This is a genomic window from Parvibium lacunae (genome assembly GCF_003335215.1).
In the GTDB taxonomy this organism is placed as follows: domain Bacteria; phylum Pseudomonadota; class Gammaproteobacteria; order Burkholderiales; family Burkholderiaceae_D; genus Parvibium; species Parvibium lacunae.
Map to the genome: position 1 here is coordinate 97,748 of NZ_QPGB01000004.1, position 23,705 is coordinate 121,452.

20 protein-coding genes are annotated in these 23,705 nt (G+C 54.4%); 9 read left to right on the top strand and 11 right to left on the bottom strand.

Features of this window, described 5'->3' with window-relative positions; genetic code table 11:
• The first annotated feature begins 12 nt into the window (after nt 1–12).
• Both DU000_RS09590 and DU000_RS09595 read left to right on the top strand, forming a co-directional pair.
• On the top strand, nt 13–1,758 hold the full coding sequence (locus tag DU000_RS09590) for an ATP-binding protein (protein ID WP_158529680.1): 1,746 nt from the start codon (nt 13–15) through the stop codon (nt 1,756–1,758).
• Nucleotides 1,745–2,398, top strand: a complete 654-nt coding sequence (locus tag DU000_RS09595; RefSeq protein ID WP_114403191.1) for a response regulator transcription factor — start codon at nt 1,745–1,747, stop codon at nt 2,396–2,398. Before DU000_RS09590 ends, DU000_RS09595 begins: the two co-directional genes overlap by 14 nt.
• Before the next feature lie 42 nt (nt 2,399–2,440).
• On the opposite strand, the gene sucD is transcribed toward DU000_RS09595, so the two are convergent.
• The 8 genes from sucD to DU000_RS09635 all read right to left on the bottom strand — a co-directional run bounded on the left by sucD (nt 2,441) and on the right by DU000_RS09635 (nt 12,352).
• A complete protein-coding gene (gene sucD / locus DU000_RS09600; RefSeq protein ID WP_114403192.1) occupies nt 2,441–3,334 on the bottom strand; it encodes a succinate--CoA ligase subunit alpha in 894 nt (297 codons plus the stop codon).
• A gap of 116 nt (nt 3,335–3,450) precedes the next feature.
• Nucleotides 3,451–4,611, bottom strand: a complete 1,161-nt coding sequence (sucC, locus tag DU000_RS09605; RefSeq protein WP_114403193.1) for an ADP-forming succinate--CoA ligase subunit beta — start codon at nt 4,609–4,611, stop codon at nt 3,451–3,453.
• A 209-nt stretch (nt 4,612–4,820) separates the two neighbouring features.
• Nucleotides 4,821–5,333, bottom strand: coding sequence for a 3'-5' exonuclease family protein (locus tag DU000_RS09610; RefSeq protein WP_114403194.1), 513 nt, complete (start codon nt 5,331–5,333; stop codon nt 4,821–4,823).
• Complete coding sequence (locus DU000_RS09615) at nt 5,330–7,609, bottom strand: AsmA family protein (protein WP_114403195.1); 2,280 nt, start codon at nt 7,607–7,609, stop codon at nt 5,330–5,332. Before DU000_RS09615 ends, DU000_RS09610 begins: the two co-directional genes overlap by 4 nt.
• 13 nt (nt 7,610–7,622) lie before the next feature.
• Nucleotides 7,623–9,059, bottom strand: a complete 1,437-nt coding sequence (locus tag DU000_RS09620; RefSeq protein WP_114403196.1) for an undecaprenyl-phosphate glucose phosphotransferase — start codon at nt 9,057–9,059, stop codon at nt 7,623–7,625.
• Nucleotides 9,052–10,047, bottom strand: coding sequence for a class I SAM-dependent methyltransferase (locus DU000_RS09625; RefSeq protein ID WP_114403197.1), 996 nt, complete (start codon nt 10,045–10,047; stop codon nt 9,052–9,054). The genes DU000_RS09620 and DU000_RS09625 overlap by 8 nt, the downstream gene beginning before the upstream one ends.
• Nucleotides 10,047–11,042: a glycosyltransferase family 2 protein gene (locus DU000_RS09630; RefSeq protein WP_114403198.1), complete on the bottom strand. Its 996-nt coding sequence runs from the start codon at nt 11,040–11,042 to the stop codon at nt 10,047–10,049. Before DU000_RS09630 ends, DU000_RS09625 begins: the two co-directional genes overlap by 1 nt.
• Nucleotides 11,042–12,352, bottom strand: a complete 1,311-nt coding sequence (locus DU000_RS09635; RefSeq protein WP_114403199.1) for a nuclear transport factor 2 family protein — start codon at nt 12,350–12,352, stop codon at nt 11,042–11,044. Before DU000_RS09635 ends, DU000_RS09630 begins: the two co-directional genes overlap by 1 nt.
• Nucleotides 12,353–12,727: 375 nt before the next feature.
• Here DU000_RS09635 and DU000_RS09640 point away from each other — a divergent pair, with 375 nt between their 5' ends.
• The 7 genes from DU000_RS09640 (at nt 12,728) to DU000_RS09670 (ending at nt 21,701) form a co-directional block, all read left to right on the top strand.
• On the top strand, nt 12,728–13,819 hold the full coding sequence (locus tag DU000_RS09640; RefSeq protein ID WP_114403200.1) for an SLBB domain-containing protein: 1,092 nt from the start codon (nt 12,728–12,730) through the stop codon (nt 13,817–13,819).
• Nucleotides 13,820–13,821: 2 nt separating this feature from the next.
• Nucleotides 13,822–15,267, top strand: a complete 1,446-nt coding sequence (locus tag DU000_RS09645) for a hypothetical protein (protein ID WP_114403201.1) — start codon at nt 13,822–13,824, stop codon at nt 15,265–15,267.
• On the top strand, nt 15,260–16,339 hold the full coding sequence (locus DU000_RS09650) for a polysaccharide biosynthesis tyrosine autokinase (protein ID WP_158529681.1): 1,080 nt from the start codon (nt 15,260–15,262) through the stop codon (nt 16,337–16,339). The genes DU000_RS09645 and DU000_RS09650 overlap by 8 nt, the downstream gene beginning before the upstream one ends.
• A 3-nt stretch (nt 16,340–16,342) precedes the next feature.
• The gene (locus DU000_RS09655; protein ID WP_114403203.1) at nt 16,343–17,656 is read left to right on the top strand and encodes a lipopolysaccharide biosynthesis protein; all 1,314 of its coding nucleotides are present in this window, start codon (nt 16,343–16,345) and stop codon (nt 17,654–17,656) included.
• Nucleotides 17,657–17,668: 12 nt separating this feature from the next.
• Nucleotides 17,669–18,661: a glycosyltransferase family 2 protein gene (locus DU000_RS09660; protein ID WP_114403204.1), complete on the top strand. Its 993-nt coding sequence runs from the start codon at nt 17,669–17,671 to the stop codon at nt 18,659–18,661.
• Between the two features lie 53 nt (nt 18,662–18,714).
• Complete coding sequence (locus tag DU000_RS09665; RefSeq protein WP_114403205.1) at nt 18,715–19,767, top strand: GNAT family N-acetyltransferase; 1,053 nt, start codon at nt 18,715–18,717, stop codon at nt 19,765–19,767.
• Between the two features lie 182 nt (nt 19,768–19,949).
• On the top strand, nt 19,950–21,701 hold the full coding sequence (locus tag DU000_RS09670; RefSeq protein ID WP_114403206.1) for a hypothetical protein: 1,752 nt from the start codon (nt 19,950–19,952) through the stop codon (nt 21,699–21,701).
• 157 nt (nt 21,702–21,858) lie between these two features.
• Here DU000_RS09670 and DU000_RS09675 read toward each other — a convergent pair whose 3' ends face one another.
• Genes DU000_RS09675 through DU000_RS09685 form a run of 3 tightly spaced genes read right to left on the bottom strand, consistent with a single transcriptional unit; the run spans nt 21,859 to nt 23,697 of the window.
• On the bottom strand, nt 21,859–22,134 hold the full coding sequence (locus DU000_RS09675; RefSeq protein WP_147266992.1) for a hypothetical protein: 276 nt from the start codon (nt 22,132–22,134) through the stop codon (nt 21,859–21,861).
• A 12-nt stretch (nt 22,135–22,146) separates the two neighbouring features.
• On the bottom strand, nt 22,147–23,190 hold the full coding sequence (locus tag DU000_RS09680) for an NAD(P)H-dependent glycerol-3-phosphate dehydrogenase (RefSeq protein ID WP_192878475.1): 1,044 nt from the start codon (nt 23,188–23,190) through the stop codon (nt 22,147–22,149).
• Nucleotides 23,191–23,202: 12 nt separating this feature from the next.
• Complete coding sequence (locus DU000_RS09685) at nt 23,203–23,697, bottom strand: SH3 domain-containing protein (RefSeq protein WP_114403208.1); 495 nt, start codon at nt 23,695–23,697, stop codon at nt 23,203–23,205.
• Nucleotides 23,698–23,705 lie beyond the last annotated feature (8 nt).

A 23,705-nucleotide genomic window follows, 5' to 3' on the forward strand; every position in this document is an offset into this window, starting at 1 on the left:
TTGGTACGCCGCGTGTTTGCCGTGTATCTGGGGCTGGCATTATTGTTGACGAGCCTGCAACTCGGGCTGGCCTATTTAAGTACCCGTGATGCCGTGACGCAGGAATTAAAAGCCGTTGCCAACGCCTTTGAGCCAGGACTGACACAAGCGTTATGGAATTATCAGGAAAATCAGATTAGGGCAATTGCGCAAGGCATCTTGTCTAGCCCTGTCGTCAGCGCGGTACGCATTACAGACCTGCATGCGGGGATAGACGTAAATCTATCTAGCCCTTTACATTCGGCGCAGGATATTTCAACCCAGTCGTCGATCCAGTACGACTATTTGGGGGCCAAGCAGGTTATCGGTGAGTTTTGGGTGTATGCGGATAACCGCGTGGTCTTGGCCAGAATGCGTGACGGCGTGTTGCTGATTGTGATAGCCGCCTTGATTAAAACCCTAGGATTACTCTGGATCGTTCAATATTTCGTGCGACGCATGCTGGTGCGCCCGTTGGCGGCATTCACGGCCCATCTAGCGCGTTTCGACGCAGCCAGTGACCTCACGCCTATAGATACCCGGATTGTATCGACCTTAGAGCTAAAAAGATTGATGCGGTCATTCAATCGGCTCATCTTCCGTTTGCAAAAAAATGAGTTGGCACGACTGGAGCTCATGGCCACCCTGGAAGAAAAAGTGATCCAGCGTACCCAATTACTCGATGAGCGTAGTCATGAGCTGAGATTGCAACGAGACTACGTGTCAACCCTGCTCGATGTGGTCCCTGAAGGGTTGGTCGTGATTGATCAACAGGGGGAGATTGAGCGCATCAACCAACACGCGGCCTTGAAAATGGCGCTACCCTTTGGCTCAAAAAATAATTTATTCGACTGCATCCCAGACAATCAGCAGGACGTATTGCGCCACTGCATGGAAGATATTTTGCATCTCGGGCGCGCTACGTGTGAAGTGACCTTAACGCAGGGTGAGGTTTCACATAACCTTTTATTTGCAGGAACCTTGGCTGCCCGTCAGCCTAGCGTCAAAATAGTGATGGCCCTGATCGACATCAGCGCACAAAAAGAAGCTGAGGCGGCGAATCGTGCTAAATCCCGCTTTCTAGCGGGCCTTGGTCACGACTTAAGACAGCCAGCCAACGCCTTGGGAATTTACCTGTCGGTTTTGCAGGCGCGGGTAGAGGGCCAAGACTTAAAGGCACTGGTTGCCAAAGCCATAGATTGCCGCGCCACACTGGCCTACGTGTTTGATAGCCTTCTGTTCATGGCGCGCATTGACTCCAATAATCTGTTGCCCCAGCCCCACCCTGTTGCGCTGCAGTCCGTCTGGGATCGGTTAATGCATACTTTTGAGCCGCAAGCGCAAGAAAAAGGGCTAAGGCTAAAAATGGTGCCAACCGAGTTGGTTGTGTCAACCGATGCGTTTATGTTGGAGCGCTTGCTATCGAATTTAGTGGCGAATGCCATTCGCTACACTCAGTCTGGTTCTGTTACCGTGATCGCCCGGCAACGACAGGGGGTAGTATCTGTTGGTGTGACAGACACAGGGGTTGGTATTCCAGCCGGCGTGCGCCAACATATCTTTGACGATTTCTATCAGGTGAATAAAAGTACCGACGAACATCATGGTGTTGGGCTCGGCCTATCTATCGTCTCAGGTTTAGCCAGATTATTAAAATTGCAGCATCGTGTCTTCAGCATACCTGGGCGAGGAACGACGTTTTTACTTCAAGGATTAATTAGCAACGATGACAGAGAATAAATCGCTATCTGCGGTGGTCTGGGTTATTGAAGACCATCCTTTATACCGAGATGCCCTGGCGCTTTTGTTACAGGCACAACTCTCGGTGACGGCCTTTACCTTTGATGGCGTTGCCGCGGCCCTTGCCAGTCAGCAGCCAGCGCCAGATTTAATGTTGGTGGACTTTAACTTGCAAGGCAACGAAACAGGAACGCGTGCATTGAATGCCCTAAGGGCTCGCTTTCCAAGCGTTACGCTGGTCTCACACTCAGCAGTCGAAGACCCCATTTGTGTGCAAGCAGCGCTGCAAGCTGGCGCTCAGGCGTTTATATCTAAAGCGATCAGCCCCGAGGGATTGGTAACGCAACTCCAGCAATTAATAGCCGCCACCCCGGTCCTGCCTTATTGGATTAATGCCGATGGCCCTCAACCCTTAAGCAGGGCAGAGCCGTTCGTGTTTACAGAGCGCCAGCATGACATTATCAAGATGATGCTGCGAGGTAAATCGAACAAAGAAATTGCACTAGAGCTAGCTTTGGCAGAGATCACTGTCAAACAGCATCTCTCAAAAATATTTGAAAAGCTGGGTGTCAACACAAGAACCCAGGCAATCGCCAAGCTAAACACAACCTTCCACGAGATTCCTAAAGCCCAAAACTAAAAGGGAGCCGAAGCTCCCTTTTTAATCCAAACCCACTTGGAATTACAGCGCTGCTTTGAGCAGTTTGCCTAATTCAGAAGGGTTCTTCGTGGCTTTGATCCCGCACTCTTCCATGATGGCGAGTTTGGCATCGGCGGTATCTGCACCACCAGAAATCAAGGCGCCAGCATGGCCCATGCGTTTGCCGGGAGGGGCAGTGACACCAGCGATGAAACCGATAACGGGTTTCTTCATGTTGTCTTTGACCCAGCGGGAAGCAATCGCTTCATCGGGACCACCAATTTCACCGATCATAATCACAGCATCGGTATCGGGATCGTCATTGAACATTTGCATCACGTCGATGTGCTTCAGACCATTGATGGGGTCGCCACCAATCCCTACTGCGGAAGATTGGCCGAGGCCCAGCGAGGTTAATTGACCCACAGCTTCATAAGTCAAGGTACCGGAACGGGACACCACGCCAATACGGCCTTTGCGGTGAATGTGGCCGGGCATAATCCCAATCTTGATTTCGTCAGGCGTAATCAAGCCAGGGCAGTTAGGACCAAGCAACAGCGTGCGCTTGCCGCCAGCCAACTCTTTTTTACGCATTTTGTCTTTAACGACCATCATGTCGCGGACGGGAATGCCTTCGGTAATACAGATCACCAGATCCAAGTCAGCTTCTACGGCTTCCCAGATCGCATCGGCTGCGCCTGCGGGCGGCACGTAGATCACGGAAACGGTCGCACCAGTATTGGAGGCGGCTTCTTTCACGTTGGCGTAGATTGGAATACCTTCGAAATCTTCACCAGCCTTCTTGGGGTTCACACCCGCCACAAAGCAGTTTTTACCATTGGCGTAATCACGGCAACCGCGTGTGTGGAATTGGCCGGTCTTGCCGGTAATCCCTTGGGTGATTACTTTCGTATCTTTGTTGATCAAAATTGACATAATCTTTCCTTTGAATTCTCTTAGAGCTTTTTGGCTTCGGCCGGGCCAATTTAATTGGCCCTTAACCTCTGTGAGGTTAGCCTACGCCGAAAGGTGCTTGCAGGTGCGCGCTCAACTCAGCGCGCGGCTGCGACCACCTTTTCGGCGGCTTCGGCCATGCTGTCTGCGCTAATGATGGGGAGACCGGAATCGGCGAGCATTTTCTTGCCGAGGTCTTCGTTGGTACCCTTCATACGCACCACCAGTGGCACGCTCAGTGACACGGCTTTACAAGCCGCAATCACGCCTTCAGCGATCACGTCACAGCGCATAATGCCACCGAAAATGTTCACCAAGATGGCTTTCAAGTTGGGGTTTTTCAACATGATCTTGAAGGCTTCGGTTACTTTTTCGGTCGTTGCACCACCGCCAACGTCCAAGAAGTTAGCGGGTTCACCGCCAAACAATTTGATCGTATCCATGGTCGCCATGGCCAAGCCAGCGCCGTTCACCAAGCAGCCGATATTGCCATCGAGCTGAATGTAGGCGAGGTCGAATCTAGAGGCTTCAATTTCGTTGGGATCTTCTTCGTCCAGATCGCGCATCGCAACGATTTCGGGATGACGGAACAACGCATTGGAGTCAAAGTTGAATTTTGCATCGAGGGCTTTAACGTTGCCGTTGCCTTCGAGGATCAAGGGGTTGATTTCAGCCAGAGAAGAATCGGTATCCCAGTAAGCTTTGTACAAGCCTTGCAGTAAAGGTACAGCCTTAGCGATAGACGCTTCGGGCAAACCAATTTTGCGGGAAATTTCTTCGGCTTCTGCCACGGTCAAACCAACGGCGGGATCACAGAATACTTTGTGAATCAGCTCGGGGGTTTTTTCGGCCACTTCTTCAATGTCCATCCCGCCTTCGCTCGATGCCATCACGCACACTTTTTGTGTCAGACGGTCAGTCACGATACCGATGTAGTACTCTTTCTTGATGTCTGCGCCTTCTTCGATCAGCAGGCGACGCACTTTTTGGCCTTCAGGGCCAGTTTGGTGTGTCACTAATTGCATGCCGAGAATCTCGCTGGACAGCTTGCGGACTTCATCAATCGAGCGCGCCAATTTCACACCGCCGCCTTTACCGCGACCACCCGCGTGAATCTGTGCTTTAACCACCCATACTGGGCCACCTAATTCTTCGGCTGCTTTCACCGCTTCGTCAACGGTTAAGCAAGGAATGCCACGGGGGACATTGACACCGAATTGCTTCAGGATTTGTTTACCTTGATATTCATGGATTTTCATGCGTTGTTCCTAAACGTTTCGTTTAACTGAACCGGAGCCGTGCTACAGACATTGAAGTGACGTAACCTACCCGGCCCCTGCCCTTTAGCAGTTTCTACCAAGGGGGCTTATGGCTTGATTGCGTTAATTGAGGTGTCGCAACCGCCAACACCCAATCAAAGCAAGTCAATCATCATAGCATGTCGATATCCACAACACCAGTAGGGGACTTACTGCAAGCCGAGCAATGTTGCTAGCGCGGCCTGCTGAATGCGGGCATCGCTGCTTGCACGGTGTCGTTGGATGTTGAGCCGCTGCTGCGCTTGGGTGACAGCCGGTGGCCAGGCTTGAATCTGGCTCTCACTGAGCAAGCGTTGCAAGCTTTCCAAGCGGAAGCTGGGCTGTTGTCCAGCTTCCTCGTAGAGCTTGGCGAGCCAGGCATAGTCATACAGCCAGGCATCGCTGTAAACCGTCTGCCCACGCAGCAAACTGTTTAGTTCTGTGGTTATTACTACGGGATCTTTCCCGTGAGTGAGTAGTAACTCACGAGAGATGCCATGGGTTGATTCCGCAGCGTCATTCCAGTGCGTCCAGCCTGGGGCCGGGCTAATCAGCGCACAGTAGCTGCGCCCATCGCCAAGGATGCAGCCAACCTCAATCGGATAGCTGCCAGCACCAAAGCCCGAGGCTTCTAAATCAAGAATCGGTGGCAAGCTGCCCGTTGGTGTATTGAGCGCATTCATCGTCCCAACAAGCCTTTGAGTTGGTCGCTCGCCTGCTGTTTCAGGGTTTCTTTGGCGCTATCGAGTTGTTGATTGACTTTCCCTTTGAGCGCGCCAGCGGCGAGATCACGCCAGCGCAGGTGATAGTCCACAGCGTCAAACGGGCCCGTGAGTTGAATCGGTATGGTGAGACCATGCAGTTGTTGTAGTTCTTTCCCTGCCTGTCCGGTTGCGGTATTGACCAAGTTGGCTTGCAGGAGGTAATCCAGTTGATTCTTGACCAAATTGGCTTGCCCGGCCCCTGTTAGGCGCAAAAAAGGCGCTTTCGCGACTAAATCCCGATTCAGCAGTGTGCCATCACGAATCGTAAACGTCGCGGTCAATTCACTGAAATCGGTTTTTTCGTCTTGCTTTGCCCGTTGCTTTTCGTCTTGATTCAGGCTGAGTTTGGCTTTCCATTCGCGCAAGGTTTTGGCGATGTTGATCCCACTTAGCGCACCATCATTGATTTGTAGCTTGCCGGCGCCTTGTAATTGTTGTTTTAGCGCCTGGAGGCTAGCCCCTTGCCCTTGCAGGCTGGCATTGAGTTGTGCCCGCCCAGCGACGGGGTGACGCCCGATTAAATCTTGTAGCAGGGGTTCCAAACTCACCCCTGTGAGGGTTTGTTCGGCATGGAGTTGTTGCTGGTGGGCATTCAGGCGCAGACTAACCCGGCCGCTACCGCCATAAAGGTTGGCTTGCACGGGGGCTAACTTTAATTCGCCGGGGCTCAGCGCAAGGGCCGCATTGACCTCACGTAGCCGCAAGCCATGTGCTTGCAGTTGACCGATACGCACCTGGCCCTCAACAACCGGAGCGTGAAGTAAGGTAGACCAGGGCAGTGGGGTGTCTGGGTCGGGTTTTTGCGTTGCGGCTTGTGCGCGAGCGGGTGGGGGGAGTAATTCATCCAGATTCAATTCAGCAAGCTCTAGCATCACGCTTAATACCGCCACAGCAGCGCCGCCCGGAGCGGCGTTCCGACGGTTTTGCCAGTCAAATTCGAGCCGTACCGGCGTGGCCTTGGCGACGCCCAATTTGCCTGCAAGCTGGCCTTTGACACGGGGCACCGCGAATCCGGCTTGCAAATCTCCATTCAATTGGCCGTTGAGGGCTTTATTGCCGAGTTGAGCAGTTTGCAGGCGTGTTGTTAGCGCAATACCGGGCAGCATTAAGGTTTGTTTTGCCTGATTCCACTGTAATTGGCTGCGCCATTCTGCGGCCACGGTTTGTGTCGCATTCTTGACATGACTGCGCAGGTGTAGCTGCTTAAATTGCAGGTTTTGCCAGTCGCCCTGTGGTTCAGCCAGCACCAGCGACGCCTCAACCGCTTGTGGGCCGGTGAGATTGAAATGAATGTTCAGGGGCTCGCCTTTTGCCTGCTCTGCACGCAGTTGCAGACGTGGCCAAGTCCACTGGCTCTCGAAGGCTTGTGTGGGCGCACCAGCCTGTGCCAAGATACGGCCTTCACTCTGTAGCCGTAATCCAGTGAGATCAATATTAGCGGGTGTCGCTTCCCAGCGGAGTTGGTCGAGTTCGAAGCGGGTTTTTAAATCGCTGAGTTGGGCAATCCGACCATTGAGTTGTAGCCGCAATTTTTTTAGATCCAGGGCCAGCGGTGCGAGCTTAAACTCACTGCGACCCGCCAGTTCGATAGCCACCTGAGTAGCTTGCTTCGCTTGCGAGACACGCCCCTGCAGACTAAAGCCACTCTCTACATTCGGCGCTAAGCGGCCGGTATGCACCTGCAGCTTATCCAGCAGCCAAGTTTGCTGGCTTAATTCATCCACCCAGGTCAATTGGCCTTGCTGAATGCGAAGCTTGCTGATATCGAAGGCAAAGGGCCGCTCGTTTTCCGGGCTAGGGGGCTTGAGTAAGTCGGCAATATTCAGCGAACCATCTTGCCGACGAATCAGGGTGATTTGCGGGCCATCCAGCAGCACATGGTTGATGACCAGTTGCTTGCGTAACAGGGGCCATACAGCGAGTGCGACTTGCAGCCGTTCCACCCGCGCAAAAGGTTGAGGGGATTGGTACTCGGAGAGCACGGTTTCACCTAAATCAATCGCCAGCGTGGGGAAAAAACGCAGGCGTAAATCGCCGCCAAATTGGATGTCCCGCTGTAACTCTTTTTTGACCAGGGCACGCACACTGTCGCGATAATCATTCGGATTAAAGAGCGCTGATACAGTCAGGGTCAAACCAAACAGGGTGATCGCCAGAATACCCAGCCCCCATAGTGCATGTTTTACATACCGCATAGCGCCCCCGTTATTAGTATGCGTTTTTCTGTCCGAATACCACCCTGACGGTTTTGATTAAGATGACACAGTCGAGCCACAGCGACCAGTTCTGGATGTATTGCAAATCATATTCAATGCGCTTTTGCATTTTTTCCAGGGTGTCGGTTTCGCCGCGCCAGCCATTCACTTGCGCCCAACCGGTAATACCCGGCTTGACTTTGTGTCGCAGCATGTAACCTTGCACGAGTTTGCGGTACATTTCGTTGTGTTCAACCGCATGCGGGCGTGGGCCAACGATACTCATTGAGCCAAACAATACATTGAGAAATTGGGGCAGTTCATCTAAAGACGTACGGCGCATGAACCAGCCTAATCGGGTCACTCGTTTATCTTGCGCGGTGGCTTGAATGACCGGTGCATTGGCGGCCTGCTGGTACATGCTTCGGAATTTGTACACCAGAATCGGCTTCCCACCCATGCCATAGCGCACTTGTTTATACAGTATGGGTCCCGGTGAAGAGAGCTTGGTCGCAATAGCCAGCACCAGCATCACCGGGCTTAAGAGCACGATCGCCACACTGGCAACGATGATATCAAACAGCCGTTTACTCATCGCCGCCAAGCCTAACAGCGGCGTTTCGCTGGCGACCAGGACCGGCTTGCCAGCCAGTTCGCTGATTTGAATACCGGGTAAGCCGAACAGGCGGGATTCTGGCAAAAAGTAGGTTGAAATGGTGCTGTCTTGCAGCAGCTCGATCAATTCGCTCAACTCCGGGCGCTCTTTGCTGGTGAGGGCAATAAAAACCACATCGACGGCAGGTTCGCCGGCGGGCATGCGGCGGAAAAAACGAATCGCTTCTTCTAGGCTACCCAAATGACGTAAATCACTGGGCGGGCGAGACTGTTCACGATTATCGTAAAAACCCTGTAAGTCGATATCAGCCAGGGGTGTCTGCTGGATCGCCGCGACGAAATCAGCCGTTGCACTGTTGCTGCTGAGTAAGATGGCGCGGCGTCGACGGTCGGACTGCTGGTAATAGCGACCGAGCAGAAACCGTAAGATACTCGCACTCAATAACAGCGCCAGTGGATTAACGAAAAGCCAAGTCAGCATCACCATCCGCGATAACTCTTCGGCTGATTTACTCAAATAGGCAGCCATCAAGACGGTGAAATAAACCCACAGCCAACGCCCAACAATTAACGGGAAGGTTTTACCCAGATCCCAAGCACCAAGGACTCGCGCCGCGTTAGGTCTAAAGTAAGAGGCCAGGCAAGCCAGCAAAGTGATCACAAAAGTCGTTGAAAATGCCTGCAAGCTGGCGAGGTCATGAATGCCAACCAACGCCGACAGCGTTAAACAGGTAATCAACGTAAAGGTCATCCCCGCAAAAAACTCATGATTGGTAGTGTGGGTCCGTGTGCGGGAGAGGCCTGCGCCACCACCAAATAGGCCGCGCTCAGCCATGGGCCTGCTCCCCGTTACTGGGGCTATTTACTGGCCCGGCTGGAATGTCTCTAGGGGAGGCGGGCGAGCCGGTTAGGGGCGGGTCGCGCAACCAGATATTGGCCAAGTTTGGTGACCAGCGCCAAGCGCCCGTGCCGAACAGGCTCCCCGTCACTTTGACCAGTGTCCGTAACGCCCAGGATGGCGCGGTCCGTTGTCGCTGCGCTTGCGGCCCATAAGGCAAGTAATGCGGGTAAAAAGCCAAAAACTCACGGAATGTCCCAAAGGTTTGGTAGCGGGTCGTTGGCTTGAAATGCTGCTGCAACGGACGCAGGTCTGCCGGCCTTAAAAAATCATTTCCTTCTTCCTGTTTAGCCCGCCCGAACCAGCCTGCATAGCGCTGCCGTAGTGATTTAGGCAGCCAATGTGCGGCGGGCAGGCGAGAATCATGAGCAATAATGGGAAAGCGCGCATTCGGTGTCGTTAACAACACGGCTTGTTTGGGTAAACGGCAAAGGGTGTTGATGCAGGCAGCAATAGACGGCCGTCCGACATGTTCCAGGCATTCCACGCTGGCGGCAACGTCAACCGCGTAATCCGCGAGGGGGGCATCCTGCATTCGAGTATTAAGAAATGTGCAGCGTGGCAATAAGCCCAAATGCTTGGCAATCGCCTGCGCCGCGCGCAGGCGACGCGCATCCGGTTCGATCAAAATGGCTTGTTCGCCCCCCGCTTTCAGCCACGCAAAAGACAGCCAGCCGAACCCGGCACCACAATCCGCCAATGTCAATCCTGCCAGTGCGCGCTCTGCCGATGCCTCTGGCTGCAAGACATGCTGTAACGGTTGAATGTAGCGTCGTGTCATAAAATCCAGGGTGCCTTCCCAGTCGAGATCGCCATAGAGTCCCTGATCGAAATACTGCAGTGCCGCTTCCTCGTCAATTTGCGCCATCATGGGGCTCGTCACCGCTGTCGGTGGTGCGCTCGGGTGCGGTGGGGTAACAGCCATTATTCTTGCCCCTTTTTGGGGGGCTTGGCGGACTCAGGGTTAGTCAACAATCCCAATTTTGTTAGTAACCCGGCTGCTTTTTGTTTGAGTTGGGCTAACTGCCAATCTTGTAAGTATTCCCGAAAGCCGGGGTAATCATAGCGAGGGTGCTGGGTAACGGCGGCTTTGCAATAAGCAAAGAAAATCACCAAGCCCCCGATTACCCGTGGTTTCTCGCGCATTCTGAACAGGGCCGAGGCCAGCGCATACAGCGGGTGATACCCCATGAACCAAATTCCCCGCCCCCAGCGCATCCGGCCGCGAAATACATTTTTGTCGGAAGAGCCCATCAGTCGGTGGTGATACAGCCTGGCTTCAGGCGCAGGGATACTTTGCGTATGCCAGCCCTTCATGCGGGCCATATGCACATCGATGCCGTCCCACAGGACTTCTTCCACAAAGCCACCAATTTCTTCATAGGCTGCGCGTCGGTAGAGTTTGAATTGACCCGCCACATGCTCGTCAATAATGGCTTCTTCCACCAACTGATTGCCTTCGGGTCGAAATACTTTGCCTGATATAGCCGCCAAGCGAGGGTCGGCGTCGAATGCCGCAAACATCTGTGCCAGATAGTGAGGCCCGAATGACATATCCCCATCCATTTTGGCCAGATACTGATATGCCTGATACTGAATCTGACTGACCCCAAACTTGAACGCCACAACGACCCCGGCACCGACCTTGCGATAGCCGCGATCAGGATTGTGAACCAGCCGGATAAAAGGATAGCGGGCGGCATAAGCGGCAACAATCGCTGGCGTAGCATCGGTAGAGCCATCATCAACAATCACCCACTCTACCGGTAAGACGGTTTGCTGCAACATGGCATCCAGCGTCAGGCGAATCAATGCGGCTTCATCCCGCACTGGAGAGACAATCACTAAGGGCACACGTGTTGCGCTGAGCTTGAACTCGGGCGCCACCACCGCCGAAGTTGAAACAGGGGAAGGTGTCATTAGTAACGGAAGCTCACTACAGCGTTAGTCGAGTTCGAGGGCGGTGCCGTATTGGGTGGTGGTGCCACCGGCACAGCTTGCATAGGCGCAGGGCGGCGGTTTTCTGCGGTGGGCGTCACACGCCGCGCAGGGGTCTTAGCCAAGGGTTGTTGGGTGGGTTGCGGCGTACCAGAAAGCGAGATTTCACGTTGAATTTTCCAGCCACTGGGCGTTTGCCGCCACTCCAATTGTTTGCGGTCGTTGGCTTGATAAACCTGTGATTGATAGCGTTGCTGGAAGCTCACCCGTGCCCACTCGCCGCGGGTTTCCCATTGAATTTGGCTCAGCTCAAGTTGGATCTTGCCCGCATTAGCAAAGACGCGCTGTTTGTAAGCCAGCCAGGCAGCCCGATCGTTAAAGGTCGGGCTGCGAAAGTTTGCCGCATAGTAGCCGCTGTAGGCATTTAAATCCGCTTGTTGCCAAGCTTGCCGCCAGCCTTCCAGGGTATTGGCGAGCGTTTCGGTTAGCGGGAGCGCCGTGGTGCCGCCTTCAGTAAGCCCGGCAGGGGCTGTCGTTGGGTTCTCAGGCGGCACTTGCAAGGCCACTTTTTGAATCGTGAGGCTTTGATTGCGTAGCGGCGCGGTTTCAGCCAGTGCAGCGGCGTTAGGGCTTAAACGCAGCGCCCGCCCGCCCGTTGAGGCGTTAGACGCAGGGGTTTGGGCCAACAGGTTTTGCGCGGGGCCAGCGTTGCTGGGTTTTAGTGCCAGTTCAATCGCTGTTAACCGTTTTTGCAGCAGGGCGGTGTCGGCATTGGCTGGCGCTTGGGCCAGAATCTGCTGATAGGTTTGCCAAGCCAAGCCCAAATAAACATTGGCCAGACTTTGCTGGGCTTCGAGGCGATTGCTATTGCCTTGTTCAACGGCGCGGACCAGCAGGGCGCGCGCCTCATCCAGCCGGTTTTGTCGCGCCCGCACGGCGGCGAGGTTGATCAGCGGGGCGCTGTGGTTGGGATAGCGTTCCAATAGGCGCTCAAAGAGTTGCGCCGCTGCATTTTCTTGCCCTAGATTCAGCAAGGCAACGCCGCGCTGAAGCAACCATTCGGGTTGTTCGGGCTGTAAACTCAGCAGTCGATCTGCTTGCTCTATGGCCTCGGCAAAGCGTTTGTTTTGAATTGATTGCATCAGCGCTTGCCCCAGCGCGGTTGGGTTTGCGCTGTCCGTGCTGCCGGCGGTTGGGCTTGCTTGTGCAGCGGCGGGCGTAGAGATTGCCGTGCCGAGTGCCAGTAAAACAGCCAAGCCGATGCTCAGCGGTGGGGCAGAATGTAATCGCATGAGAATCTCCAAACCAAGAATTGTGCCGATGCGCAGGGTTCTATTGTATAGAAAGCCGCTCCTAAGTTAGGCAAAATCAATCTAGAACGCGGCCGATTCTTGATGACAAATTGCCAAATAAGGTGAATTTGTTGGTTGCCTGCTGCGTTATTCCCAGCCCGTCGGGATTTTTGCAACTCACGCAATCAGATGAACCCGTACGAGCGGCACCAGCCAGGGAGAACTACGGCATAATGTCGCTGCGACTGTAATCTGGCGCATAAACGTCGCGATTATCTACACAGATTCCGTGCGCAGATTTCAGTGCAGCTTGCGAATGCCGATATATCAACGAATCGCCATTTATCTCTTTTCGACAGTTGGGTTACGTTCTTAATGCCTGGTTTGTTCCCTTATTTTTCCCGTCGGGGCTTGTCTTTGTTTGGCTGTCTCAGCTTGGGCTTAAGTCTGGCCTGGGCGGCACACGCGCGCCCTAACAATGGCGTTCGGGCTGACATGCCAGCCCCGGCGAGTACCGCCCCTGTGCCGGCAATGCTGACCCAAGCCGCTCCCGCCCCCGTGATTGAAGTGCTGCCACAACTCCGCTGGGAATCGCCGGTTGCGCCCGTCGCCACGACCAAGCCTGCTAGCCCGACCGCAAGCGTTGCCCCCACACCGCTGCAGAATACGACCAGCAGCCTTGATCTAGGTGTGAGTCAAGGGTTACGTGAAGTTGTCGGCGTTGGCGATCAACTGGCGATCACCGTTTTTGGGCATCCTGATTTATCGGGAGAGGTCACGGTCAGTGAAGCCAGTCAATTGGTATTGCCCTTAATTGGCAGTTTGGATGTGCGCGACAAAACCCCAGCAGAAATTGCGCAGCTTTACGCACAACGACTGGTCAGCGGCAACTTTTTGCGCGAACCCCGTGTGGCGGCGCAATTGCGGCAACAGCGGAGTCGTCAGATTTCCGTATTAGGTGAAGTGCAAAAACCCGGTCGTTATGCATTGCAAGGGCGAGTAGCCCTATTGGATGCCATCAGCCTTGCTGGTGGCGTTACGCCGCGCGCCGACAAAACGGTGATTCTGATTCGCCGCCAAACGGGCCAGCCTGGCGGGTTGGAACAGCGGCAGTTGTCGCTGCGTTTAGATGACCCGACGCCGCTGGTACGACAACAGCTTGAACAAGCGCTTGAACCCGATGACGTTATCTATGTCGCCCAGCAAAAGGTTTTTTACATTCATGGCGAAGTTCGCCGCCCGGGGGTTTATCCGATTGAAGACGAACTTACCGTGATGCGTGCTATTTCGATTGGTGGCGGCATCACCGAGCGCGGCAGTGCGCGACGGATCATGATTTATCGCGCCGCTGACAAGCCGCCCCACAGTCGAGCTACAAACGATGACAAAGCGGGCGCTGAACGCGCAAGTATGCACACCCCGATTCGCCCCGGCGACGTCATTTTTGTCGATGAACGGATATTTTAAGTATGGCCGCAACCCGCGATTTAGTGCTTTCTTTTACGCAGCTTGGGGCGATTGCCAAAGCGCGCCGCACGACCATCCTCGTGGCAGTGTTCCTGTGCGCGGCAGTCTCTGGTGCGATTAGCGTGGTGATTCCCAAAACCTATCGGGCGTCAGCCGATATCTTTATTGACTATCGGGCGAATGATCCGATTTCGGGCCGGCAGTTTCATCCCATGCAAGACGAGAGTTATCTCGAAACCCAGTTTGATATGCTCAAAGGCGTGCAGGTGGCTGAGCGCACCATCGATAAACTCCGCCTGCTAGATAGCGAAGAAGGTCGCAAGCTGGTGGCCCTGCGTGGGGCTGAAACCGCGAAGCGGCTCATGGCAGAGGGCATGGCCAAGAGTTTAGATATTGTGACGCACAAGACCAGCCGCATCATTGAAGTCCGCTACACGGGCAAAGACCCCAAGCAGGTACGCGATATCACCAACACCTTGGTCAAATCCTACATTGATCTCACGATTGAATTAGTGATGGCGCCGGCCCAGGCGCGTCGCGATCAATACAATACCCAGCTTGAAAGCTTACGCCAGCAAGTCGATGATTTACAAACCAAGCTGACGGAATACCAGCAGGAAAGCGGCATTTTAGAAGTTGATGAAAAACAAGATACAGATACCCGTCAATTAAATGAACTCAGCACCCGGCTGGCCCAAACGCAGGGGCTGCGTGCTGAAACGACCGCGCGTCGCGCCGCGCTGGAAAAATTGTTGCAGGCTGGGCATCGTGCCTATGAAATTCCAACACTCAGCACCTTGGGCAATATTCCTGAATTGAAGGGCCGCCTCTCGTCGTTGGATGCCAAGCTGGCCGAAACCAGTGCCGTGTATGGCCGCAACCATCCGCGTTATCGGGAAATCATTGAGGAGCGCCAAGCGCTGACCGAGCGCTTGGAGCGGGAAGCGCGTACCATTTTAGACAGCGTGCGCAGCGCTGATGAGCAAGCTTTACGCCAAGAGCAAATTTTGCAGCAGCAAATCAATGCACAACAGCAGCGCACCCTCGAAAATAAAAAGCACCGCGACATCATCAGTTCTTACCAACGCCAGCTTGAAAGTGTGCAGAAAATTTATAACACCGCTTTGCAGCGGTATGACGAGCTGTTGATGTCCAGTAACATTTCAATCGCCAATTCTGCTGTGATGCGCTGGGCCGAGTTGCCTACCAAACATATCAAACCGATTTTGCTCAATAACCTGGTCTTTGGCATATTCGGTGGGCTGGTCTTGGGGCTGAGCTTGGCTTTCCTGCTCGAATTGAGTAACCGGCGAGTACGGTGTTTGGAAGATTTACAGAAAGAGTTTGAGTTGCCGGTGCTCGGTCAAGTTGGCGGTAGTAAACGCCTGGCTGCTGCCGCACTGCCACCCACAACAACCATGGACCCGTTATGGGGGGATGATGTCTGAGCATAAAGATCCTTTCGCCGATTCAGTCCCCGCTGCTGCAGCCGACCCTTTTCTAGACGAACTGAATAGTCTTGAGGTGGCCGCTTTAGCGGCTGCGCCGGCCAGCCTGGTGACCAAGGACAAGGCACTGCGAAACTCGACCCGCATGGGCGACATTTTTCTGTTTTCTCAGCGCTTAAGCCCAGAACAAATTGAGAAGATTGTGCAGACGCAAACCCAGCGAGGGCTGCGTTTCGGTGAGGCGGCGATTCAGCTTGGGATGCTGACGCGTGAGGAAGTCGAAGAGGTGCTGGCGACGCAGTTCGGCTACGCCGGTGGCAGCCTATTGGTCGGTCAGGCCGATCCGACATTGGCGATTTTGCATCAACCGTTCAGCACCGAAGCGGAAGAAATTCGCCGCCTGCGTAGCAATATCCTGCTGCGCGAGGCAACCCAAGATTTTATTCGTTTAGCCGTGATCAGTGCGCAGCGTAGCGAAGGCAAAAGTTACCTGGCTGCCAGTCTGGCGTTGGCTTTGGCACAGGTCGGTAAGCGTACCTTGTTGATTGATGCCGACTTGCGAGCACCATCACAGCATCGTTACTTCACGCTCGGCAGCCGCGATGGTTTGTCCAGCGTCTTGGCCGGCCGGACCAGTCTGGATGAGGTGCTAGTCCAAGTGCTGCCAGAGTTGTTTGTTTTGCCTGCTGGGCCCATGCCGCCCAACCCGTTAGAAATTTTACGGGCGCCTCGCCTGCAAGCTTTGCTGCATGCCTGCCGCGACCGTTTTGATGCCTGTATTGTGGATACGCATGCAGCGATGTCCGCTGCCGATGCGCAGATGGTCGCCCACCAAGTGGGGCAAGCCTTGCTGGTTGGCTGGCGTGACCACACGACCTTGCAAACCTTGCGGCAAGCCTACGATGATATGCAATCGGCGGGCGTAGACATTATCGGCACCATCTACAACGCCTTTGATCAGCAGCGAAATCGCCCTTTGGTGCGGGCCTCGCGCAGTATGGGTGCCCGTTTGCAGCATGCTTGGCAACGTCTTCGCCGCCGCCGCTATCCTGGCAGTTCGATCCGGGGTTAACGCATGCCAACCCGCCAACTCTTCTCAGCTTCGGCACTGGCTGTCGTTGATCAGGTCTTGCTCAGCGCCTTGAATTTTGCGATTGGCGTGTTGCTGATCAAGCTGGCGACCAAAGAAACCTACGGCCTCTATGCACAGCTCTTTGCGTTGGGTTTGTTTGTGAACACGCTGTTAGAAGCCTGGCTGGGCGGGCCCCTCACAACCGTTGTTGGCCGCTTATTGCAAGCTGATAAAGCGACCCTAATTGCGCGGGTTTATCGTTTTCAAATGATCAGTGCGGCGGTGATGGCGGTTCTCGGCGCGCTGGGGGTCGCCGCTGTTTTCTTCTTTGAAGAGGTGCAGTGGGAAAGTCAGCACTGGCTCGATACCCCCCTCGGGATAGAGTTTGCTTTTGCAGCCTATGTGCTTACTAGTGGTTTGCGGGAATGCCAGCGTAGTGCCAACTTTATTGAGCATGATGTGCGTACGGTGCTCAAGATTGACCTGCTTTACGCGATCGCGGTCTTGATTGGCATGAGTATTCTTGCGTGGCAAGGGTGGCTGGCGATTGATGCCGTATTAGTCACCTTGGCCCTTGCTTCCGGGTTAGCGGCGTGGCGCGGTCACCGCAGCATGCCCGTCGCTCAGGTAGCTGCGCATCCAGAGACGGTACAAACCGCCTTTCAGGAAGTGCGACAACAAGGGCGCTGGGCCATGCCCGGCGCGATTGTCGGGTGGCTGGCGAACTACAGCTACCTCTATCTATCCAGCCTCTGGCTGGGGGTGATTGCGGCGGCGGAGCTGAATGCTTCGCGCCTGCTCATGATCCCCATCGCGCTCGCGGCGGTCGCTTGGTCGCGCGTCGCGCATCCCTATGCGAGCCGCTTATTGGCGCAACATGATTGGGCTGGCCTGCGTAAATTAAGTGCCTTATCAATGTTGGCTTTAGAAGGCTTAACCTTGGTCTATGTGGCGTGTCTGTACCTCGCATACCCGTTGCTACAGCAGCATATTCTCGGTGAAAAATATGCCGGTCTTGAAGCCCTGATTGTGCTGTGGGGCGTCTATTTCGCGATTAATACCTTGCGCTGGATTGGTACCACCTGGCTCTCGAGTTATGGCGCATTCCGGTTGTTATTTTGGCAAGGCGCGGGATCCCTACTGGCCATGCTGATTTGCGCTAACTACGCGCTTTCTCAGTGGGGAATCCGCGGCGCGATTCTGACCTTAATCCTGATCGAAGTGCTTGAATTGCTGACAAATTGGTTCTTCTTGTTACCGCTCGTCAAGCGACGCAGCAATCAAGCGTTATCACCCGTGTCAGCGCCAACCCACTAAACTCTGGGTGTCATGAATTCACAGCCGCTTACTTCTTCCTGCCCGGCGATAACCGTCTGTATCTGTACCTTCCGTCGCCCGGCATGGTTGCAGACATTGTTGCAAGCTTTGTGGGATCAAACCTATCCCGCCGCTCAAGTGCATGTCTGTGTCATCGACAATGACCCCGCCGCTTCCGCGCAAGCCGTTTTGATGAATGCTGAGCAACAATGGGCCGGGCGCTTATCCTGGCAGCACGTTCCCCAAGCCAACATTTCGTTGGCACGCAATGGCGCGATTCATCTGGCGCAAACCGAGTGGGTGGCGCTGATTGACGATGACGAGCAACCAGAGCCTGATTGGCTATACCAGCTCTGGCAAACCCAAGTCCATACCCAAGCTCAGGCGGTGCTGGCACCCGTGGTCCCCCGCTACGCAGCCCATATTCCAGGCTGGATACAACGTGGCGGCTACTTTGAGCGCCCGCGCTTTGCCTCTGGCACCCTGGTTCCGCTGGGGGAGACCCGCAGCGGCAATGTGTTATTGCATCGACCGAGTTTGCTGGCGTTATGTCAGCCCCTGGTTGCGAATGCCAGCTTGCTTGAGCAAGCACAAACGGGCCCGTTTGACCTGCATTTTGGTCGCACGGGAGGCGAAGATAGCTGGCTCTTTCGCCAACTGCTGGCACGGGGCGCACGCGTGGTCTGGTGCGATACGGCCCCCGTCTACGAGTGGGTCCCTCTGGAGCGGGCCAATGCGAGGTGGTTACTGCAACGCGCCTATCGGCTCGGGCAATTATTTATGCGCAGCGAGCTAGCGGCACGCCAAGGCTGGCCACGTTTACGCTGTTTACTATATCTAAGCACGCGGGCGGTCTTACAAGGGGCCTTGGCACTCGTATTAGCCCTGTGCTATCTCCCTATTCGCGTTCATCGAGCCTTTGCTTGGTTGCGAACGGCGGCGGCGCAAGCGGGTAAACTGAGCGCCTTGTTTGGCTTTCAGCAAAAAGCCTATGGTCAATCATGATCTGTATGCATGCCTGACTCCCATGCCGTCCTCTTGCTTCTCTGGATACTGTTGTGAAATTTGACACTCTCTCTGCGCGTGAACTTGACCCCAGCCTGCTTCAACAGTGGCAAGCGTTGTTAGGTTCCCGCCCTTGCTACAACCGGCCGTATTACCAGCCAGCCTGGTATCAATTGCTGGCGACCTTACGGCCAGATACGCGCCTGACGCTAGCGTATGCCGAGAATACCCTCTGTGGCTTATGGCCGCACCAGGCGCAGCACCATCACTTCAATCCGGGGTTGGCCGCCCCACTGGATGACTACCAAGGCCCAATTTATAGCCCACATACGCATATTGACCCGGCGCAATGGCTCGCCGCAAGTGGCAAGCGGTACTGGCGTTTTCGTCATGTTCCTGCGGCGTTTCAGGAATTCCAAGCGCACCGCTGGCAAGATACCTATACGCAATGGATGGATCTGGAAGGCGGATACAACGCTTACTGCGCCCGTCTATCCTCCGCCTACAATGGCGCCAAAGCCCGGATTATCAAAGACGCTGAAACGCAAGAACGCAAAATTCGGCGTGCGTACGAACACGTAGAATTTCAATTTGATAACCGCGATCCCAGCGATTTTCAACACATGCTGGCAGGGAAATCGCGGCAATATCTTGAAACCCTTGGCCCCGGCCACGACATTTTTGCCGTACCTTGGATTCGCGAGGTTTTTGAGCGCCTCTTCCACACCACTGCCGATGCGCCGTTCCGGGGTTATTTTGGGTCGCTCAAGGTTGATGGCCAGCTGATTGCGGGCAGCTTTGGTATTGCCGCAGGCGGCGTGCTTCAATTCAACCTGCTCTGGTACGAACCTGAATTTGCGCGCTATTCGCCAGGTACCCAACTGCTGCACGGTTGCGCCCTGGCAGCCGCCAGCCATGGGTTTCATACCTTGGAATTGGGCGGGGGGGATTATGATTACAAAGCCCGTTTCCGTACCCACACCATGCCGACTTTCAGCGGTGCCGTCAGCCGGCCCGCTGCGTTGGCGCAAGCGCATCATCGCCTGCTCAAGGCGCGCTGGGCAATCCGTGACAGCGCTTGGGTAAAGCGGTTGCGTCATGGGTAGTGCGCATTTTTCTTCGTTTTAACCGTGATTATTGAGGGGCACACATACTTCTGTATGCTTGTGCCCAGTGTTTTCTCCTGCCAAAGTAGTTACAAATCAACACACTATTAGGCCGAGTCGCAACCCAACCCAGGCTATCAGGGTTGATTCAGTTGGGTTGCAATAGATATGGAGAAGACACCATGAATTACAGCAAAATTTCAGCTTGTTCGATGCTTGCGACCACGTTGTTGCTAGCGGCTTGTGGCGGTGGCGATAAAGTGGCGACCGCAGACACCAACACCAATGCGACAGCAACACCCGCGCTTGACGATACGCGTGTTGCCGGCTTTGACGAAAAAGTAGCGAGCGTGAAGCGGAACATCTACACCCTAACAGAGCAAAAAGGGGTGTATGGCAAAAAGTTAGCCGAAGACGGTTGGTTGTTTATTCCCAGTAGCTTAGGCTCGATTCCAAATACGGCTGAAACGATTGCTTATATCAACACCGAAGCGCCCGGTATTGAACCCAAACAGCTCAGCGCCTTCTTTAAAGAATTCAAAGGCACCTTGGTGCTAGACAGCGACAAAATCTTCAGCGCAGCGCAGCAAACTTCGCCCATAGAGAATACGAAGAGCGCTTTTGAAGCCACCGTGAATCAAGCTGCGACAGATAAATCTAGCATGGCAGCCGTCAATAAATTTTATGACGCGCTCTCAGAAGGCCGTGGTTTGGGTTTGATTGCTACCGCAATGGTTAGAAAGAGTGCCGAGAAAGCGGTTGCTGGCGTGTTGATTGATGATGCTGGGAACTATAACGGCGCGAGCTGGGAAGAGTTCAAAACGGTCGCCGACTTAGCGATTGCTGCTGCCGCAAATATTCATAAAGCTACGGAGATTGCCAATAATCCAAGCGCGGCCCCCGCGACGGATTTTAGCCAATTTGATGCGCGGGCAGAGATCGTTTCGCTAAAAGATGGTTGGTTTGCGGTGGGGTATCTGTATGTTAATGCTTACCAAGACAAAACGGGTCAGCGATACGTTGCTGCCAGAGTGTATGCAGGTGAAGGCGATGATTTCTGTATGGTAGGGTTGAGAAAATGCGGCATCTATCCGAAAGACGCCCTCAACGTAGTCACGATCAAGAAGATTAGTGATACCCGGATTCACGCCATTATGTATGGCATGGGCTATCAAGCAACACTCAACTACAACTCAGTTGATTCAGGCAACCCCATTATTGGCTATGGCCCTTCGGCAGAGTCATGGAATACCAGCGATTCTTACCAAAAAGATTATGTGGAACAAACTTGGTCACAAGGCTATTCAATCGGTGGTTCATTGAATTTACAGACATTTGTTCCCAGTCTGAGCGGAAGCCTAAATAGATCACAATCATTTACCAAACGTATAGACCGTTGGGATGGCTATGCCGATCATGGCGTGTATCAAACAAGGCAGCAAGCTGGTTCTATTCCTGCTGCTTATGGTGCGGTTGCGAAGTCAGGCATTAATTTGCGCTCGGAATATACGTTGGAAGAGCATGGTTTCATGGGCCCTAGGGCTAATAGCACGGCTGCCATTGATGTCAACGAGAAGAATCTGGCCAACGATATTATGTTTTATAGGGGCCAATGCAATAGAAACACCTACGCAATGGGCGTTGACAAACCGCGCTTGACCTTTGCGGGTTACCGGCCTGGTGTGGCGGCGGAGTTCAAGAGCAAAGAGAATCTCTTTTGGGACAAAATTGTTACCGGTGGGCTGAAATGGTTCAGGTCTAATGCATCTTATAACTACAGTGATGCATGGCCTTGTACCGTTGGTTCAAGTTCTTCTAGATATGCAGGCTGGTTGAAAAGTTACAAGCCATACTATGCGGGGCAAGAAAATGGCGTAAGCAAAGAGTATTGGGTTGGCGTCAACATCACCATCGGTGAAAACTTCTTCCAATAACGGCCCTAGTGTCAATTTCTAGCGCATGCTTAGCCCGCCGAACCGGCGGGCTAAGTTTTTTGCAGATCATCTTCTTGTGGGAGCAAGCCTGTTTTTGGGATTGGCCGGAAGCGCCAAATTACGGACATGCAGCAGGGAATTACGTTGAAAAGCTGGGTTAGCCGCCGACATCAGGGCTGGGTGGAAGGTAGGCGTAATCCTCTGGGTATTGGCCCAGCGGCGCGTTGGCTCGTTTTACGGCCTCTTTCACACTTTCATTGACATAATTTGCCATTTTCTCTGCCGCTTGGCTAATCGTGGTTGAGACCGATTTGGCGGTAGTGGAGGTCGTCGTCGAGATCTCATCTGCTGCCTGGCGCAGCCCAGCACAGCCCAACATCGGTAGTGTCAGCAGTAAACAGCTCAGGCGAGTACGCAACCAGGAATGATGCATCGGCAGACCTATCTAGCTAGGGTTAGATAAATGCTCGCTCCCCGCTTCGCGAGCCAATAATTGATTGACGGCAGTCGCCGGCGAGACCCCCTCAAACAGCACCGCATGCACCATGCTCGTTAATGGCATGGCAATATGATGGCGGTTAGCAAGCGCCAGCACGCTCGGCACGCAGCGCACGCCTTCTGCGACGTGGCCGAGCTGAGCCAGGGCTGCTTCCAGGTTAAGCCCACTCGCCAGCAGCAGGCCAACTTTGCGGTTGCGCGAGAGATCACCCGTGGTTGTGAGCAGCAAATCCCCCAAGCCGGCCAAGCCCATCATGGTCTCAGCATGGCCGCCCAGCGCTTGCGCCAAACGTGCCATTTCATTGAGTCCACGGGTTATCAGTGCGGCGCGGGCATTGAGCCCCAGTTGTAAGCCATCGCTGATGCCGGTGGCGATAGCTAACACATTCTTTACGGCGCCGCCTACCTCAACACCGAGCACGTCATGACTGGTATAGATCCGCAAGGGCTTGCCATGGAGCACCGCTTGAAGTTGGGCGCCGAGGGCGGCATCAGCGCTGGCAAGCGTTAATGCGGCGGGTAATCCTTGTGCGACTTCGAGCGCAAAACTGGGGCCGGATAATGCGCCGCAGGGATGCGCACCGAGAATGTCTTGCACAATCTCATGCGGCCATTTATCCGTCCCTTCTTCCAAGCCTTTACAAAGCCAGAGCAGGGGAGGCAAGGCCATTCCGCTCTGCCGCAGCGTTGCCAATTGTTCGCACAAAGGCCGTAACCCAGCGACCGAGCAAGCCAAAATCAGCACGCCATCTTTCGCAAAATTTACCGCCTCGGGCAAGGTGGCGGTAATACGAAGATCAGCAGAGAGCGTGATCCCAGGCAGGTAGCGCTGGTTTTGACGCTGTGTTTGCAGGCTATGCATCAGCGCGGCATCGCGCCCCCAGAGGATCACTTGGCGTGTGCCAAGGTGATTGGGGTGGGCGGCTAGCGCTTGGGCTAGTGCGGTGCCCCAGGCTCCCGCACCAAGCACGGCGATTGACAGTGAGGTCATGGTCGGGTCACCTTAATAGCCCCACACGGCAGCTTTTTTGAGGTAGCCCGTGATGACACCACTTTCACTGCCGGAGGCAGAGCGATAGCGGACTTTTAGCCAGGCTCCCTCACTGTTGCTATCGAGCCATTCGAGCCAAACTCCGCTGCCTAGCGATAAGGTGATCGATGCACTCTCGTTAGCCGCGCTGTAAAGGGAGGTCGCTTGGCGTGTAACTACGGTGCGCAGCGTGCTCAGCGCCGGCTTTTCCAGCCATGCTACGCTACCCTCGGCATCACGGACTTTGACAAAGGCGTTGAGGGTCAGCAACACTTCCACAGGCATGCCAGCAGGGGCAATAAACAAGGGCTTGGCTTGTTTTGACGGGGCATCATAAAGAATCGCAGGCTGCCCCACGCTGCCCCATTGGTTAAGCTTTGGGGCCGTTTGCGGGTAAACCAGCACGGCGTGTAGCAGCCCTAACAACAGGATGAGTGACTGACCGACTTTGAGCATGGTGCGCGGCATGAACAATT